This window comes from Pseudofrankia saprophytica (assembly GCF_000235425.2).
Taxonomy (GTDB): domain Bacteria; phylum Actinomycetota; class Actinomycetes; order Frankiales; family Frankiaceae; genus Pseudofrankia; species Pseudofrankia saprophytica.
In genome coordinates this window covers 156,629-171,455 of sequence record NZ_KI912267.1, presented here as the reverse complement: position 1 = coordinate 171,455, position 14,827 = coordinate 156,629, and the positions used below count along the sequence as shown (strand labels likewise).

At 72.9% G+C, this 14,827-nt stretch carries 15 protein-coding genes and 1 pseudogene; 10 read left to right on the top strand and 6 right to left on the bottom strand.

All coding sequences use genetic code 11. The features are described from left to right. Positions 1 to 408 (bottom strand): annotated as a pseudogene (locus FRCN3DRAFT_RS55595) (2-phospho-L-lactate guanylyltransferase); the annotation flags it as partial. Between the two features lie 337 nt (positions 409 to 745). Between FRCN3DRAFT_RS55595 and FRCN3DRAFT_RS47765 the strand changes: the two are divergent. Beyond that, on the top strand, positions 746 to 1,834 hold the full coding sequence (locus FRCN3DRAFT_RS47765; RefSeq protein ID WP_007516642.1) for an NAD(P)H-dependent glycerol-3-phosphate dehydrogenase: 1,089 nt from the start codon (positions 746 to 748) through the stop codon (positions 1,832 to 1,834). A gap of 121 nt (positions 1,835 to 1,955) precedes the next feature. Here the strand turns inward: FRCN3DRAFT_RS47765 and murA are convergent, their stop codons facing one another. Next, the gene (gene murA / locus FRCN3DRAFT_RS47760; protein WP_007516644.1) at positions 1,956 to 3,365 is read right to left on the bottom strand and encodes a UDP-N-acetylglucosamine 1-carboxyvinyltransferase; all 1,410 of its coding nucleotides are present in this window, start codon (positions 3,363 to 3,365) and stop codon (positions 1,956 to 1,958) included. A 424-nt stretch (positions 3,366 to 3,789) separates the two neighbouring features. On the opposite strand from murA, the gene FRCN3DRAFT_RS0235270 reads away from it, so the two are divergent. Then, on the top strand, positions 3,790 to 4,932 hold the full coding sequence (locus FRCN3DRAFT_RS0235270) for a D-alanine--D-alanine ligase family protein (protein ID WP_007516646.1): 1,143 nt from the start codon (positions 3,790 to 3,792) through the stop codon (positions 4,930 to 4,932). Positions 4,933 to 5,005: 73 nt separating this feature from the next. Here FRCN3DRAFT_RS0235270 and FRCN3DRAFT_RS0235265 read toward each other — a convergent pair whose 3' ends face one another. After that, positions 5,006 to 5,476, bottom strand: a complete 471-nt coding sequence (locus FRCN3DRAFT_RS0235265) for a DUF3515 family protein (RefSeq protein WP_007516648.1) — start codon at positions 5,474 to 5,476, stop codon at positions 5,006 to 5,008. Between the two features lie 4 nt (positions 5,477 to 5,480). After that, positions 5,481 to 5,714, bottom strand: coding sequence for an Lrp/AsnC family transcriptional regulator (locus tag FRCN3DRAFT_RS0235260; RefSeq protein ID WP_007516650.1), 234 nt, complete (start codon positions 5,712 to 5,714; stop codon positions 5,481 to 5,483). Between the two features lie 408 nt (positions 5,715 to 6,122). On the opposite strand from FRCN3DRAFT_RS0235260, the gene thiD reads away from it, so the two are divergent. After that, positions 6,123 to 7,043, top strand: a complete 921-nt coding sequence (gene thiD / locus FRCN3DRAFT_RS0235255; RefSeq protein ID WP_232794347.1) for a bifunctional hydroxymethylpyrimidine kinase/phosphomethylpyrimidine kinase — start codon at positions 6,123 to 6,125, stop codon at positions 7,041 to 7,043. A 64-nt stretch (positions 7,044 to 7,107) separates the two neighbouring features. On the opposite strand, the gene FRCN3DRAFT_RS0235250 is transcribed toward thiD, so the two are convergent. Together FRCN3DRAFT_RS0235250 and rpmB are read right to left on the bottom strand one after the other, a co-directional pair. Beyond that, positions 7,108 to 7,557, bottom strand: coding sequence for an SCP2 sterol-binding domain-containing protein (locus tag FRCN3DRAFT_RS0235250; RefSeq protein ID WP_007516653.1), 450 nt, complete (start codon positions 7,555 to 7,557; stop codon positions 7,108 to 7,110). Positions 7,558 to 7,992: 435 nt separating this feature from the next. Beyond that, the gene (rpmB, locus tag FRCN3DRAFT_RS0235245; protein WP_007516655.1) at positions 7,993 to 8,181 is read right to left on the bottom strand and encodes a 50S ribosomal protein L28; all 189 of its coding nucleotides are present in this window, start codon (positions 8,179 to 8,181) and stop codon (positions 7,993 to 7,995) included. Positions 8,182 to 8,444: 263 nt separating this feature from the next. Between rpmB and FRCN3DRAFT_RS0235240 the strand changes: the two genes are divergently transcribed. The 7 genes from FRCN3DRAFT_RS0235240 (at position 8,445) to rnc (ending at position 14,824) form a co-directional block, all read left to right on the top strand. Continuing rightward, positions 8,445 to 10,658, top strand: a complete 2,214-nt coding sequence (locus FRCN3DRAFT_RS0235240) for an ATP-dependent DNA helicase RecG (protein ID WP_027141230.1) — start codon at positions 8,445 to 8,447, stop codon at positions 10,656 to 10,658. 130 nt (positions 10,659 to 10,788) lie between these two features. Next, on the top strand, positions 10,789 to 11,346 hold the full coding sequence (gene rsmD, locus FRCN3DRAFT_RS0235235) for a 16S rRNA (guanine(966)-N(2))-methyltransferase RsmD (RefSeq protein WP_007516659.1): 558 nt from the start codon (positions 10,789 to 10,791) through the stop codon (positions 11,344 to 11,346). Next, the gene (gene coaD / locus FRCN3DRAFT_RS0235230) at positions 11,343 to 11,825 is read left to right on the top strand and encodes a pantetheine-phosphate adenylyltransferase (RefSeq protein ID WP_007516661.1); all 483 of its coding nucleotides are present in this window, start codon (positions 11,343 to 11,345) and stop codon (positions 11,823 to 11,825) included. Before rsmD ends, coaD begins: the two co-directional genes overlap by 4 nt. Before the next feature lie 264 nt (positions 11,826 to 12,089). Beyond that, the gene (locus tag FRCN3DRAFT_RS0235225) at positions 12,090 to 12,695 is read left to right on the top strand and encodes a YceD family protein (RefSeq protein WP_007516662.1); all 606 of its coding nucleotides are present in this window, start codon (positions 12,090 to 12,092) and stop codon (positions 12,693 to 12,695) included. Continuing rightward, on the top strand, positions 12,695 to 12,865 hold the full coding sequence (gene rpmF / locus FRCN3DRAFT_RS0235220; RefSeq protein ID WP_007516664.1) for a 50S ribosomal protein L32: 171 nt from the start codon (positions 12,695 to 12,697) through the stop codon (positions 12,863 to 12,865). The genes FRCN3DRAFT_RS0235225 and rpmF overlap by 1 nt, the downstream gene beginning before the upstream one ends. Before the next feature lie 7 nt (positions 12,866 to 12,872). Continuing rightward, positions 12,873 to 13,898, top strand: coding sequence for a phosphate acetyl/acyltransferase (locus FRCN3DRAFT_RS0235215; protein ID WP_007516665.1), 1,026 nt, complete (start codon positions 12,873 to 12,875; stop codon positions 13,896 to 13,898). After that, complete coding sequence (gene rnc, locus FRCN3DRAFT_RS47755) at positions 13,895 to 14,824, top strand: ribonuclease III (protein ID WP_007516667.1); 930 nt, start codon at positions 13,895 to 13,897, stop codon at positions 14,822 to 14,824. The genes FRCN3DRAFT_RS0235215 and rnc overlap by 4 nt, the downstream gene beginning before the upstream one ends. The last annotated feature ends 3 nt before the right edge of the window (positions 14,825 to 14,827 follow it).

The window sequence follows — 14,827 nt, the reverse complement described above, 5'->3', positions numbered from 1 at the left end:
CGGCCGCAGCGCCGCCAGGTCGGCAGACATCGCGGCGACGCCGTGCCCCGGCCAGCGTCGCGCCGCGATCCTGGCGCCGTGCCGCAGCGCCGCGTTGAGCCCCCGGTCGGGCAGGTCGGGCACGGCCAGCACCGGCGCCGGGCCGCCACCGTCCGCGGGATACCCGGCCGAGGCGTCGTCGCCGTCCGCGGCGCGACCCGTGATCGCGGCGGTCGCGGCCGGGTCGTTGGTCACCAGCAGCACGCCGGCCACGACATCGCGGCCGACGGCCGCCGCCGCGGCGGCGGTGTCGGTCGCCATCGCGAGCGCCAGGAGCGCCCGGCCGGGGTGCTCCAGGCGGCTCTTGGCCGCGCCCAGCCGTTTCAACGGCAGCACGACGATCCACCCCTGGGGTCGCCCGCCCGCCACGACCCGACCATATGGGCTCGCCTCGCGGGGCGGGGCGGCACCGGCGAGAACTCGCGCGGCCCGCGCGGTGTTTCCACAGCGGCGATGCCGGCGATCATCTGTCACACCGGCTGTGCCACGGGCACTCCCCGCGGGATCCAGATCCAGCCGAATGGGCGGAGGGCGGGAATGGGCAGGGAAGCGCACGCACTGCGAGACCACGTTCGGCGGGTTCCACCGTGGGCCCCGCCATGGTGGCGGCCGCGTCCCACCTATGGCACTGACATAACGTCGGCCCAAGCCCGGTACGGCCGGGCTGGTCGACGAGCCGGTTACGAGTGGATGAGACTTCGGCAGCATGACGACGAACGGCAGTGACGGCGGCGGTCCGCGCCCCGCGGTCGCGGTGCTCACCGCCGGGTCGTGGGGGACGGTCTTCGCGAAGATCCTCGCGGATGCCGGGCGGCGGGTGACCCTGGTCACCCGCGATGACGCGCTGGCGGCGACGATCAACCGCGAGCATCAGAACCCGCGTTACCTGCCCGAGGTCCGGTTACCAGACCAGGTGCTGGCGACGTCCGACCCGGCCGAGGCGCTGGCCGGGGCCGACCTGGTGGTGCTGGCCGTGCCGGCGCAGGCGCTGCGCCCGGCGCTGGCCCTCTGGGCGCCGATGGTCGAGCCGTCGGCGGTCTTCGTGAGCCTGATGAAGGGCATCGAGGACGGCAGCAGCCGGCGGATGAGCGAGGTGATCGGCGAGGTCGCCGGTTGCGGCCCGGAGCGGATCGCCGTCGTCAGCGGGCCGAACCTGGCCAGGGAGATCGCGGCCGAGGACCCGGCGGCGACCGTCATCGCCAGCGCCTCGGCCGCGACCGCCGCCGCCGTCCAGGCCGCCTGCTGGACGCCCTACCTGCGCCCCTACACGAACGGCGACGTCGTCGGCTGCGAGCTCGGCGGTGCGACGAAGAACGTCATCGCGCTCGCCGCCGGCATGGTCGAGGGCCTGGGGTTCGGGGCGAACAGCGTCGCGTCGCTCATCACCCGGGGACTCGCCGAGACCTCCCGGCTGGGCGTGGCGCTGGGCGCCGACCCCATGACCTTCGCCGGGCTCGCGGGTCTCGGCGACCTGGTCGCGACCTGTTGCTCGCCGCTGTCGCGCAACCGGACCCTGGGCGAGAAGCTCGGCCGCGGGATGACGCTGGAGGCGGCGCTGGCCGAACAGCGGCAGGTGGCGGAAGGAGTGCGTTCGTGTCGTCCGCTGCTCGCGCTCGCCGACCGGCTCGGCGTGCACATGCCGATCAGCCGACAGGTGGAACGGGTGCTCTACGACGGACTGCCGCCGCTGGAGGCCGTCAAGGACCTGATGAGCCGGGAGCCAGGCCCCGAGTACCGGACGGACGCCGACGCGGCCGCGGCCGCCCGCCGGACCCCGGCGCGCCCGGACCTGTAGGCCGATACAGGCCGGAGCGCGGCCGGATCCGGTGTGAAGCCCGGTGTGAAGCCCCGGGTGGAGCCCCGTTGTCCTGAGGTCACGAACCCCGGAACCAACGGGTCGCGCGCGGCCGCGCGGTTCAGCCGGCCGCGGGCGCGGGCGGCTGGGTGGGAAGGGCCGTGGCGGGCGGCAGCGTCTCGATGAGGGCGCCGATCGAGCGGAGCTTGCCGACCGGGTCCTCGTAGCCGCGCTCGAGGAACCGGGTCCCCGAGATCATGCTGGCGCCGCCCGCGACCAGCGCGGCCATGATGTAGGCGAAGCCGGCGCGCAGGTCCGGGATCTCCAGGTCGCCGCCGACCAGCGGGGTCGGCCCGGACACGACCGCCGAGTGCTCGAAGTCCCTGGAGGCGAACCGGCAGGCCTTGCCGCCGAGGCAGGTCGTCGACAGCGCGATGCTCGCGCCCATCTCGTTGAGCTGGCGGGTGTAGCCGAACCGGTCCTCATAGATCGTCTCGTGGACGACCGACGCGCCCCGCGCCTGGGTGAGCAGCACGACCAGCGGCTGCTGCCAGTCGGTCATGTAGCCGGGGTGGACGTCGGTCTGCACGTGGGTCGCGGTGAGCTCCCGGTCCCGGTAGAAGGTGATCCCGCTGTCGGTGACCCGGAACTCGCCGCCGAGGCGGCGCAGGTGGTTCAGGAACGTCGCGACGTCCTCCTGGCGGGCGCCGCGCACGTCGACGCGGCCGTTCGTCGCCACCGCCGCCGCGGCGAACGAGGCCACCTCGATCCGGTCGGGGATCGCGGTGTGGTCGGCGCCGTGCAGCCGGTCCACGCCCTGGACCACGATCGTGCGATCCACCTCGACGTCGACCAGGGCGCCCATCCGCTGCAGGAAGAGGATGAGGTCGATCACCTCGGGCTCGACGGCGGCGTTCGAGATCACCGTGGTGCCCTTCGCGCGGACGGCGGCGAGCAGCAGGTTCTCGGTGGCGCCGACGCTCGGGAACGGCAGCTCGACGTGCGCGCCGTGCAGGCCCAGCGTCTTGACCTGGACCGACCGGACCTGCTCGACGATCTCCGCGCCCATCGCGCGCAGCCCGGCCAGGTGGAAGTCGACGGGGCGCTTCCCGATCCGGCAGCCGCCGGGCAGCGGGACGACGGCCTCACCGACCCGGTGCAGCAGCGGGCCCATCATCAGGATCGGGATCCGGTTGACGCCCGAGTACGCCTCGGACAGCGACGCGTCGGCGATACGCGGCGTCGCGATGCGCACCCGGTGGTCGTCGAGCCACTCGACCTCGGCGCCGAGCTCGGCCAGCATCCCGAGGACGACGTCGACCTCGACGATGCGGGGCACCCGCGCCAGCGTGCACGGCTCGTCCGTCAGCAGCGTCGCGACCAGGAGCTTGGTCACCGAGTTCTTGGCGCCGGAGACCTCGACGGAGCCGACCAGCGGCTGCCCGCCGATGATCCGGTACCGGTGCCGATCGGTCGCGGTGGGGGCCAGCGGCGGGGCGGCGGGGCTGGCTGGCTGGGAGGTCTGGGGCATGGGACGCCTCCTCGCGGTCGGGGCAGGACTCCCGGGGGTCCGGGGGTGCCCCTCGGGCGGATGAGGCGGGCCACGAGGCGCCGTACTTGGCGGCGAACTCCGCGGCCCGCCCCCGGGGTACTGGCCAAGATCGGACGCGCGATCACTCTCGGTCGCGATCCGACGACTCAGGGGCTTCGGGCCGACCACAGTCGGCCCTGGGGATTCAACCAGACGGCTCGGGCCGCCCAGGCCGGCGGCACCCGGTTCGGGGGCGGCACCACTTCTCGCCCACACCGCCTCACGCGGACACCGCTTGTCGCCCACTCCGGGTGACTTCCGCCCGCACCGGCCAGCGCATCGGAAGGCCGTAAAGAACCGGGAGAAGTGGGCCAATAAGAAGAGGTTCACCCGGCCGCAATATGCCATCGGCTACTGTCCCCGCATGGCTGGCTTCGCGCGAAGGCCCCGGTTGGCGATCGTGTTCGGCGGGCGCAGCACTGAGCATGCGATCTCCTGTGTCTCCGCCCGTGGGGTACTGGCCGCGGTGGATCGCGATCGCTACGAGGTCGTGCCGGTGGGTATCACGCCGGACGGCCAGTGGCTGGTACTGCCCGACGACCCGGCGGCCCTGGCCGGCAGCGGTCTTGAGCTGCCCGAGGTGCGTTCGGGCGCGGGCCAGGGCGTCATCCTTCCTCCTGACCCGAACGGGGCCGCCCTCGTCGCGTTGGAGCCCGTCACGGGGGCAGGGGCCGTGGCCGCCCCGGCGACGGAAGCCGGCGGGAGCCCCGGTGGCCTGGACGTCGACGTGGTCTTTCCGCTCCTGCACGGTCCCTACGGTGAGGACGGCACGATCCAGGGCCTGCTGGAGATGGCCGGGCTTCCGTACGTCGGCTCCGGGGTGTTCGCCAGCGCCGCCGCGATGGACAAGCAGCACATGAAGGCCCTGCTGGCGGCGGCCGGCCTGCGCGTCGGTCCGTACGCGGTGCTGCGGGCGGGGGAGACCCTGCTGGACACCGACAAGGAGCGGCTGGGACTGCCGGTGTTCGTCAAGCCCGCGAGGGGCGGGTCGAGCATCGGGATCAGCCGGGTGGACGCCTGGGAGGATCTGGACACCGCGATCAAGACGGCGCGTGAGTCGGACCCGAAGGTGCTCGTCGAGGCGGCGATCGTCGGCCGGGAGATCGAGTGCGGGGTGCTCGACCGGCTCGGCGGCGGCGAGCCGGAGGCCAGCGCCCCGGCGGAGATCGTCGTCGACTCCTCGGCCGGTTTCTACGACTTCGAGGCCAAGTACGTCTCCTCGAACACCCGCCTGGACGTGCCCGCCGACCTGCCGACCGAGATCGCCGACCGGGTGCGCGCCGCGGCGGCCGCCGCGTTCCGCGCGCTCGACTGCGCCGGGCTCGCCCGCGTCGACGTCTTCCTCACCGCGGCCGGCGAGGTGATCCTCAACGAGGTGAACACGATGCCGGGCTTCACCCCCACCTCGCTGTTCCCCCGGATGTGGGCGGCCAGCGGCCTGGACTACCCGGCTCTGGTCGATCGCCTCATCCAGCTGGCGCTGGATCACGGCAGCGGTCTCCGGTAGGCCGAACCCGCGCGAACCCTGCCCCTTCAGCCCTGCGGACCCCGCACCCCGTACCCCTGCGGCCCCGCCGCGCTCAGAGAGCGGTGTCGGCGGTGTGAGCCAGGACCGCGGGGGTGACGGCTGCGATCACGTTGTAGGGCAGGACGTCGTCCGGAAAGGTGAGCGTCACCTGTGGCCGCCTGGTCGGCGTCGACCAGCGTGACCTTCCAGCGGCGTCCTCCGGGAACCACTTCACGCCGTCGTGCTCGGAGACGACCGAGTCCGGCCGGTAGCCGGCGGCGACCCCCTCGGCCCCGCAGGTGACCAGGACCGGCGCCGAGCCGAACGCGGCGGCGGACACCCCCTGCGGGGTGACCTGACGCCGGTCCAGCCCGTCGCCGAGGGAATCGGGCAGCGCGTCCAGCAGGGCTCGGCACGACGTCGCGGTCTCACCGGTGGGCGCCGGCGCACCCGTCACCGCCACCGCGGCGGACCCACCCGAGCACCCCGCGGCGAACAGCGCCGCCGCCGCCACCGTCAGGCCGGCCGCCCGCCATCTCGTCATCTCGTCAGAAATGCACGACCGGGCAGGTCAGCGTGCGGGTGATTCCTTCGACGGCCTGGACCCGGGCCATCACCAGCTTGCCCAGGTCGTCGACCGAGCCCGCCTGCGCGCGCACGATCACGTCGTACGGGCCGGTGACGTCCTCCGCCTGCGTGACGCCGGGGATCTGTTCGATCTCCTTGGCCACCGACGCGGACTTGCCGACCTCGGTCTGGATAAGGATGTACGCGTGAACCACAGACGCTCCCTCGTCGGACGTCGACAGCCCGTCGAGTAGAGAAGTACGGGCCGAGAGACGGTAACAGGCAATCGGCCTCCGTGAGAGGCTCCCAGCCGAAGGAACTGCTGTGAACGCGCGAGTCTCCGTGACGCCGGAGGGCTTGAGTGGCCTTGGTCCGGGCGATGGCACCACCACCGCGGAACAATCACGACCCCCGATCTGTGATTGATACCACCACTCGTTTGTCTGGCCAAGGCCATACGTGGGTTCATGTGGGCGAACCGTCGGGTTGGCGCGACGGCGCGACGCGGTTCCAGCGGCCAGGATGACAACGTGGCCGTGACCGGGTGACGGAGGAAATGTGACCAGCGATACATGCGGAGCCGGATGGCCGGTGACCGGCGAGGTCACCTCCGGGGCATCGCGATGAGGTCGTCGGAGGCCGCCACCGCCGTTCAGGGGCCCAGGGCCGCGCCCCCGCGGGTGCTCGCGATCGCGGGCTCCGACTCCGGCGGCGGCGCCGGGATCCAGGCGGACCTGAAGACGGCCGCCGCGTTCGGCGTGCACGGGATGACGGCCGTCACGGCGGTGACCGCGCAGAACTCGGTCGGCGTCCAGGGCGCCTGGGAACTGCCGGCCGAGGCCGTGCGGGCACAGATCGTCTCGGTGGTCGGCGACATAGGCGTCGACGCGGTCAAGACCGGAATGCTGGCCACACCCGAGCTGGTCCGGGTGGTCGCCGAGGAGCTGCGGGGGATTTCGGCGCCGCTCGTCGTCGACCCGGTCGGGGTGTCCAAGCACGGCCACCGGCTGCTGGAGCCTGCGGCCGTGTCGGTGCTGCGTGACCTGCTCCTGCCACTGGCCACGGTGACGACGCCGAACCTGGACGAGGTGGCCCTGCTGACCGGCGTCCAGGTGCGCGACGAGGCCGGGCTGTGGCGGGCCGCCGAGGCGATGCTGGGCCTCGGGTCTCGCTGGGTGCTCGTGAAGGGTGGGCACCTCCCCGGCGAGGCCGTCGACCTGCTCACCGACGGGACGACCGAGATCGTCCTTCGGGCCGACCGCGCCGACAACCGGCACACCCACGGGACGGGCTGCACGCTCGCCTCGGCGATCGCCGCCGGGCTCGCGATGGGTCTCGACGTCCCGGCGGCGGCGCGGGCCGCCAAGGACTACGTCACCGGCGCGTTGCGCACCGGGTTCGCTCTGGGGGCCGGGATCGGGCCGGTCGACCACGGCTGGCGGTGGCGCGCCACGGCGGACGCCCCCGCGACGGGGGAGGCGCCGTCGCCCCCGACCGTTCCGCCGTCACCCCCGGCCGCTCCTTCCCGCCGGCTGGCCAGGTAGGAGTCCGCTCGGGCCGGAGGGCGCGCGACGGTACCGAAGCCTCGCGCGCCCGGACGCCTCGGGATCAGGGGGTGGGGATGTCGAACCAGCCGAGCACCTTGCCACCGAAGATCATGTCGCCGCTGATCTTCAGCTTGCGGGTCAGGAACATCTTGGTCGGGTCGGCCGTGCCGCTGATCAGCTTGATGAAGCGGACGCCGTCGAGGGTGACGGTCACCTTCGCGTTCTCCACGGGCTGGCGGTTGATGACGCAGGCGCCGTCCCGGATGACCATCTCGTAGTTGTCCGAGCCGCCGCCCGGCCGATCGGTGATGTGGAAGTGCACCACCGCGTTCTGGTCTTTGATCTTGTTCGGGTCGGCCTGCTTCGCCATCCGGTCGAAGTACTCGTCGAGGAGGGCGGAGCGTTCCGGCCCGCTCATCAGCTCCTCGAGTGCCGCGTCGGAGAGCCCGGCGGTGTAGGAGACCAGTTGCTCGAGGCTGAGCGCGTTCAGGTCCGGCAAGGTCTGGGGCATGTCGGCGGCTCCGGTACAAGAGGGTCCGAGAAACGATCCCTCTCATATCAACACGACCGGGCCGGCGGATCGCGAGGGGCACCGCCCGCTCGCCGGTCGGTGGTGAGCCGTTGTCGCCATCCCGGATCACGGTCCGGCGATCGGTGGGGCCGGCGATCCGGGAAACCGGCGATCAGGAGATCTGGCGGGACGCCCGGCGCCCGGCGCGCGAAAAGAGGCGCCACCTGCGCGGCGCCTCTTGACGAGCTATATACGCAAACCCGGCCACAAAAGGTGACAGCGCCTCAGCGCTGCGTCAAGCCAGCCACCTCGCCTGCCCGAAACCAGGCCTTACCACCGGTATATGCCAGTGCCCGGAACCACGTGGGGAGGGCGCTCAGCGCCCGACAGGCGCCGCCCGGTTGCGGGCGCGAAGCGTCCGGCAACGGGAGCGCCCTACGCGCGGGTCACCTTGCCCGCCTTGATGCACGAGGTGCACACGTTCAGACGCTTGGGGGTGCGCCCGACGAGGGCGTGCACCGTCTGGATGTTGGGGTTCCAGCGCCGCCGGGTGCGCCGGTGGGAGTGGGAGACCGACATGCCGAAGCCCGGTCCCTTGCCGCAGACGTCGCACACCGAAGACACGAGAAACACTCCGCCGAGAGGTTGTCGCTGAAGCCGTGACCGGGGTTCCGGCCGCGCTGGCCCGCCGTTGGCGCCTGACCGCGGGCAGAGCCGCTGGACGAATGGCGCCGGACGGGCGTCGAAACAACCCGGACACGGCGGTGCTCACTGAAGGCTACCGCAGAGACAGCGCGACCGGGGCTCGGGGCGCCGCGGTCCGCGCGCGGCGCGGCCGGGTGGCACGCGACGCCGGACTGTCGCTGTCCGGGTGCAGTATCGGGAATGTGATCGAGCTGGACACCCCGCTGCGGCACCTGCTGCCGGCGAAGGACGCGAAGCGGCTGGGCGAGCGCCCGCTCGAGCTGGTCACCGTCGCCGACCTGCTCGAGCACCTGCCGCGGCGCTACCACCGGCGTGGGGAGCTGACCAACCTCGCCGACCTCGTCGAGGGCGAGGTCTCCACCGTGCACGCGCGCGTCGTGAGGAACGAGAGCAAGACGGCCCGCACCGGACGGCGCTACGCGGTCCTGACCGTGACCGACGGGACCGCCCAGATGACCGTCACCTACTTCAACCCGGCCAGGTCGCCGGCCCGCCGGCTGTCGGCCGGCTCGGTGGCGGTGTTCTCCGGCAAGGTCGACCGGTTCAACCAGCGCCTGCAGATGGTCAACCCGGAGACGCACCCGCTGGAGGACGACGACGGCCCGGGCGACGACCCGGACAGGTGGGCCAGGGCGCTGGTGCCGATCTACCCGGCCACCGAGCAGGTCAACTCGCCGGCGATCGGTCGCTGCGTGCGGGTCCTGCTCGACACCCTGGGCGAGCTGCCCGATCCGCTGCCGGCCGACCTGCGGGCTCGCTACCGCCTGGTCGACCTGCGCAAGGCCTACGAGCTGGTGCACCAGCCGGAGTCGACGGGCGACGTCGAGCGCGCCCACCGGCGGCTGAAGTGGGATGAGGCGCTGACGCTCCAGGTGATCCTCGCCCAGCGCCGGCGGGCGATCTCGGCCATGGCGACAGTCGCCCGTCGGGGCCGTCCCGACGGCATCCTCGCGGCGTTCGACGGCCAGCTGCCGTTCGCGCTGACCGACGGCCAGCGCGGCGTCGGAGCGACCATCGCCGGCGAGCTCGCGCGTCCCGTCCCGATGCACCGGCTGCTGATGGGCGAGGTCGGGTCGGGCAAGACCGTGGTCGCGCTGAGAGCGATGCTCGCCGTCGTCGACGCCGGTGGCCAGGCCGCCCTGCTCGCACCGACCGAGACCCTCGCCGTCCAGCACCACCGGGGCGTCCGCGCCCTGCTGGGCGGCTTCGGGCGAGCGGGCGAGCTGGATGAGACCTCGCCGGCGACCAAGGTCGCACTGGTCACGGGCTCGCTCGGCGCGCGCGCGAAACGCGAGGCGCTGGCCGCCGCCGCCGACGGGAGCGCCGGCCTGGTCATCGGCACGCACGCCCTGCTGCACGAGGGGGTGGCGTTCCGGGATCTGGGGCTGGTCGTCGTGGACGAGCAGCACCGGTTCGGCGTCGAGCAGCGGGACGCGCTGCGCGCCCGCGCCACCGACCCGCCGCACGTCCTCGTGATGACGGCGACGCCGATCCCGCGGACCGTCGCGATGACCGTGTTCGGCGATCTGGAGGTCTCCACGCTCACCGAGCTGCCCGCCGGCCGGTCGCCGATCGGCACGTTCGTCGTGAACGGGGCCGAGCATCCGAGCTGGCGGGGCCGGATCTGGGGCCGTATCCGGGACGAGGTCGCCGCCGGCCACCAGGCATACGTCGTGTGCCCGCGGATCAGCACCGTCGCGGGCGGCTCGGCGGACGACGAGGACCTGCCCGAGGACGAGGCGGAGGCCGGGCGACCCGGCTTCGGCGACGGAACCGGCTCGCTCGCCGGCGTCGGGGTCGAGGAGCTGCTGCCCTGGCTCGCCGAGGGGCCGCTCGCGGGCCTTCGGGTCGCCGCGCTGCACGGCCGGCTGCCTGCGGACGCCAAGGACGCGGTGATGACCAGGTTCGCGGCCGGCGAGGTCGACGTGCTGGTCGCGACGACCGTGATCGAGGTGGGCGTGGACGTCCCCAACGCGACGGTGATCGCCATCCTGGACGCCGACCGGTTCGGCGTCTCCCAGCTCCACCAGCTTCGCGGCCGGGTCGGGCGTGGGCAGGCCGCCGGCGTCTGCCTGCTGCACACCGAGGTCGGCGGCGACACGCCGGCCACCCAGCGGCTCGCGAACGTCGCGGCGACCACCGACGGCGCCGAGCTCGCCCGCCTCGACCTCGGCCAGCGCCGTGAGGGCGACGTGCTGGGCGCGAGCCAGTCGGGCCGCGGCCGCTCGGTGCGCCTGCTGGAGTTGCTCAAGGACGAGCGGCTGATCCTGGACGCCAGGGAGGAGGCGGGCCGCGTGGTCGACACCGACCCGGACCTGTCCTCCCACCCGGCCCTGGCCCGCCGCGTCCTGCTGGCCCTGGACGACCGGCCGGTCGAGTACCTCGAGAAGGGCTAGACCAAAGTCGCTCCCCCGGAAGATCGGCTGGCGCCGACCTTCGGGGACCCCTGCGGCGACGATGGCGAAGCCTCGCGTGGCCGGAGGCCCTCAGATATCGCTAGACCCAGAGTGTCGGTCGGGGGGATGAATGACGCGGATCGTGGGCGGGGTCGCGGGTGGGCGCCGGCTCGCCGTGCCGCCGGGAACGGGAACCAGACCCACCTCGGACCGGGCGCGGGAGGGGCTCTTCAACTCGCTGACGACCCTCGTCGACCTGTCGGGTGCCCGGGTCGCCGACCTGTACGCGGGCAGCGGGGCGGTCGGCCTGGAGGCGTTGTCGCGGGGCGCCGCGCACGCCCTGCTCGTCGAGCGTGACCCGGCCGCGGCACGGGTCGCGCGGCGCAACGCCGCCGAGCTGGGCCTCACCGGCGCCGAAGTCGTCGTGGGTGCCGTCGAACGTGTGGTGGACACCACTGTCGGGCAGCCCTACGACGTGGTTTTTCTAGACCCTCCGTATGCACTCGCTGACGTTCGGCTGGCCGATGTGCTTCATCGGCTCGTTGATCAGCGCTGGCTGGATAAGGACGGTGTCTGTGTGGTCGAACGGGCCCGCCGCTCGCCGCCGCCGGCGTGGCCGGACGGGCTGGTCGAGGTCCGTTCGAGGGGGTACGGAGAGGCGGTCCTCTGGTACGGTTGTCGATCATGAGGAGGGCTGTCTGTCCTGGTTCATTCGACCCGATCACGAACGGCCATCTCGACATCGTCATGCGGGCGAGCAAGCTCTTTGACGAGGTCGTCGTCGCAGTTCTGATCAACAAGACGAAATCCACCCTGTTCACGGTGGAGGAGCGGATGGAACTCATCCGCGAGGCGGCCCGGGAGCATCCGCAGGGGGTCTCCAACGTCGTTGTCGAGGCGTCGCACGGGCTGTTGGTCGACTTCTGTCGAGCTCGCGGTATCTCGTCGATCGTCAAGGGCCTTCGTGCGGTGAGCGACTTCGACTACGAGTTGCAGATGGCGCAGATGAACAACCGGCTGGCCGGCGTCGAGACGCTCTTCATGAGTACCAATCCGCAGTACGCGTTCCTGTCCTCCAGCCTCGTCAAGGAGGTCGCGCGCTACGGCGGTGACGTCACTGGCCTGGTCCCCGACGTCGTCCTCAAGCACCTGCGCGAGCGGCTCTGAGGGCGGGGTGGGTGCCAACCCTGATCAGGCTGTGCCAACCCTGATCAGGCTGGGGCGAGGGGTTGGTCGCGGGGATCGGATAGGCTGGTCGTCTGTGCCTGGAGCCGACGGCGTCCGGGTGCCCTTCGGCCTACCGCGTGCGCGTGTCGCGCGCCCGTGCCGCGAGAGCACCACTGGACACGACGGCCCGGGCCGCCGAGCCATGTCCTATCAAGATCACCTCGACGAGATTCCGTGACCCCCGCAGCCATGACCGGACAAGCTATGACCGGACATCACCGTCCCCGCCGCCAGACCCCGCGCGGTCCCTTCGTGCTCGACACCCGCGAGCTGGGCCGTCGGCCGGGGACGATGAAGCCTGTCGTCAGGACGGTGCTGGCGCCGGACGGACTGGGCACCCCGATGCTGCGGGTGCCGACGGGCGGGCCGGTCGAGCTGGACCTCCGGCTCGAGTCGGTCCACGAGGGCGTGCTGGTCAGCGGGACGGCCTCGGCCGACCTTGTCGGTGAGTGCTCCCGTTGCCTCGACGAGGTGCACGACCACGTCTCCGTCGAGCTGCGCGAGCTGTTCTACTACCCCGACCGGGCCACCGAGATCGACGAGGAGGACGAGGACGTGCTCGCGGTCGTGGACGACCACGTCGACCTCGCGCCGGTCGTGCGGGACGCCCTGGTCCTCGACCTGCCGCTCTCGCCGTTGTGCGATCCCGACTGCTCCGGTCTGTGCGTCGACTGCGGCGTGCGGCTGGACGACGTCGACCCGGACCACTCCCACGACGGTGCCGACCCCCGGTGGGCCGCGCTGTCGGCCTTGACCGAAGCTGGATCCGCCGGCGATGTCGCCGGGCGGGAAACGAAGGAGAAGGACTAGTGGCCGTCCCCAAGCGGCGGATGTCGCGCAGCAACACCCGGTCTCGGCGGTCGCAGTGGAAGGCGACGCTTCCGGCGTTGTCCCGCTGCCCGCGCGGGCACGTGGTCCGGCAGCACAACGCCTGCCCGACCTGCGGCCGGTACAACGACCGACAGGTGCTCGACGTCTGATCTCGACGTGACCCGCGTCGCCGTAGACCTCCTCGGAGAGGGCGTCCCGCCTGAGTCGGTGCTGGACGCCCTGCCTGCCGCGCTGGACGCCGATCCGGAGCTGGTGGTCACGCTCGTCGTCCCACCAGGCCGGACGGCGGAAGATCTCGCCGGCCGCGGCATCGTGACCGGGGAACGCGTCCACCTGGTGACCGCCGCGCGCGGCATCCCGGCCGGCGCCGACGCCGTTCGCGACGTGCGGGCCCGGCGGGACAGCGGCGTACGGGTGGCCGCCCGGCTCGTCCGTGACGGCCGTGCCGACGCGATGGTCTCCGTCGCGCCGCCCGAGGCGGTCGCGGCGGCGGCGCTGTTCACGTTCGGTCTGCTGCCCGGCGCCACCAGGGCGTCGCTGGCGGCCGTCGTGGACGTCGGCCGCGCGCCCGGCGTCGTGCTGTGTGACGCCGGCGCCTCGGTCGACGTCGCCGCGGACGACCTTGCCCAGTTCGCGCTCGCCGGTGCGGCGTACGCCCGGGTCCGCGCCGGTTCCGGTGAGCCGGGGGTCGGCCTGCTCACCGCCCGCCCCGCGCTGCCGGACACGATGCGCCGGGCGGCACACGAGCTGCTCGGCACGCTCGGCGTCGACTACGTCGGCCAGGTGGACGCCGGTGCGCTGGTCCATGCGGGCCGGTCCGCCGGCAAAGGCCCCGACGTCGTCGTGACGGACGGGTTCACCGGTGACGTCGTGCTGGCCTGCCTGCGGGCGGTCAGGGCGGCGGTGCCGACGACCGTTCCGGACGCGCAGGCGAGTCTCGACCCAGCCTGGCGCAGCCCGGCCGGCCCGGATCTGCAAGGGGGAACGATCGTGCTGGGAGTGGACGGCGTCGCGGTGCGGGCGGGCGATCCCGTCGGCGGTCCCGACGACCTCTCCACCGGCATCCCGGCCGCGCTCGCGACGGCGGCGACGGTGTGGCGCGGGGGGCTCGTCGCCCAGATCCGCGCCGAGCTCGTCCGGCTGATCGCCCGGCGCAGAGCGATCGCGGGGCTGTCCCTGTGAGCCGGGGCGCGTCGGTCCCTCAGGCCCGCGAGGATCTGCTTGCCGCGCTTGGCCTGCGCATCGACCCCGATCTGCTCGACAGGGCGCTCACCCATCGGTCGTACGCCTACGAGAACGGCAACCTGCCGACCAACGAGCGGCTGGAGTTCCTCGGTGACGCCGTGCTCCAGCTGGTCGTCACCGACGCGCTGTACCGGCGCCATCCAGACCTCGCCGAGGGCGCGCTCGCCAAGCAACGCGCCTCGGTGGTGAACATGCGGGCACTCGCGGCCGTGGCCCGCGACATCGGATCCGTGGGGATCGGTCCCTACCTGCTGCTCGGCAAGGGCGAGGAGACCACGGGCGGCCGGGACAAGCCGAGCATCCTCGCCGACACGCTCGAGGCGCTCATCGGCGCGGTCTACGAGGAGCTCGGGCTCGAGATCGCCTCCGCCTTCGTGCACCGCTACTTCGACCCGCTGCTCGACGAGGCGGCCGGCCGCGGGGCGGGCCTCGACTGGAAGACCTCGTTGCAGGAGCGCACCGCGGAGCTGGGGATGGGCCCGCCCGACTACGTGGTCACCGACTCCGGCCCGGACCACGCCAAGCGGTTCCGGGCGCGGGCCCGCATCTCCGACCGGATCTACGGCGAGGGCGAGGGCGGCAGCAAGAAGGAGGCCGAGCAGCGAGCGGCCGAGCACGCGTTCGTCGCCCTTCAGGGCCTCACCTCGGCCGCCGCCGCGGCCTCGGGCACCCCGGCCGGAGGCGCCCCGGCGGACCCGTCCCCGGTAGACCCTTCCCCGGCCGTACCGGTGGCCGGTGTCGTGGACCCGCCGTCGCGAGCGGCCGGCGTCGAGGGCGACGGGGCAACGGGCCTGGACGGGCTCACGCCGGCCGGAGCCTCGGCCGAGGCCGCGGCGCCCGCGTCCGCGGCGGAGCCGGGCTGAGCC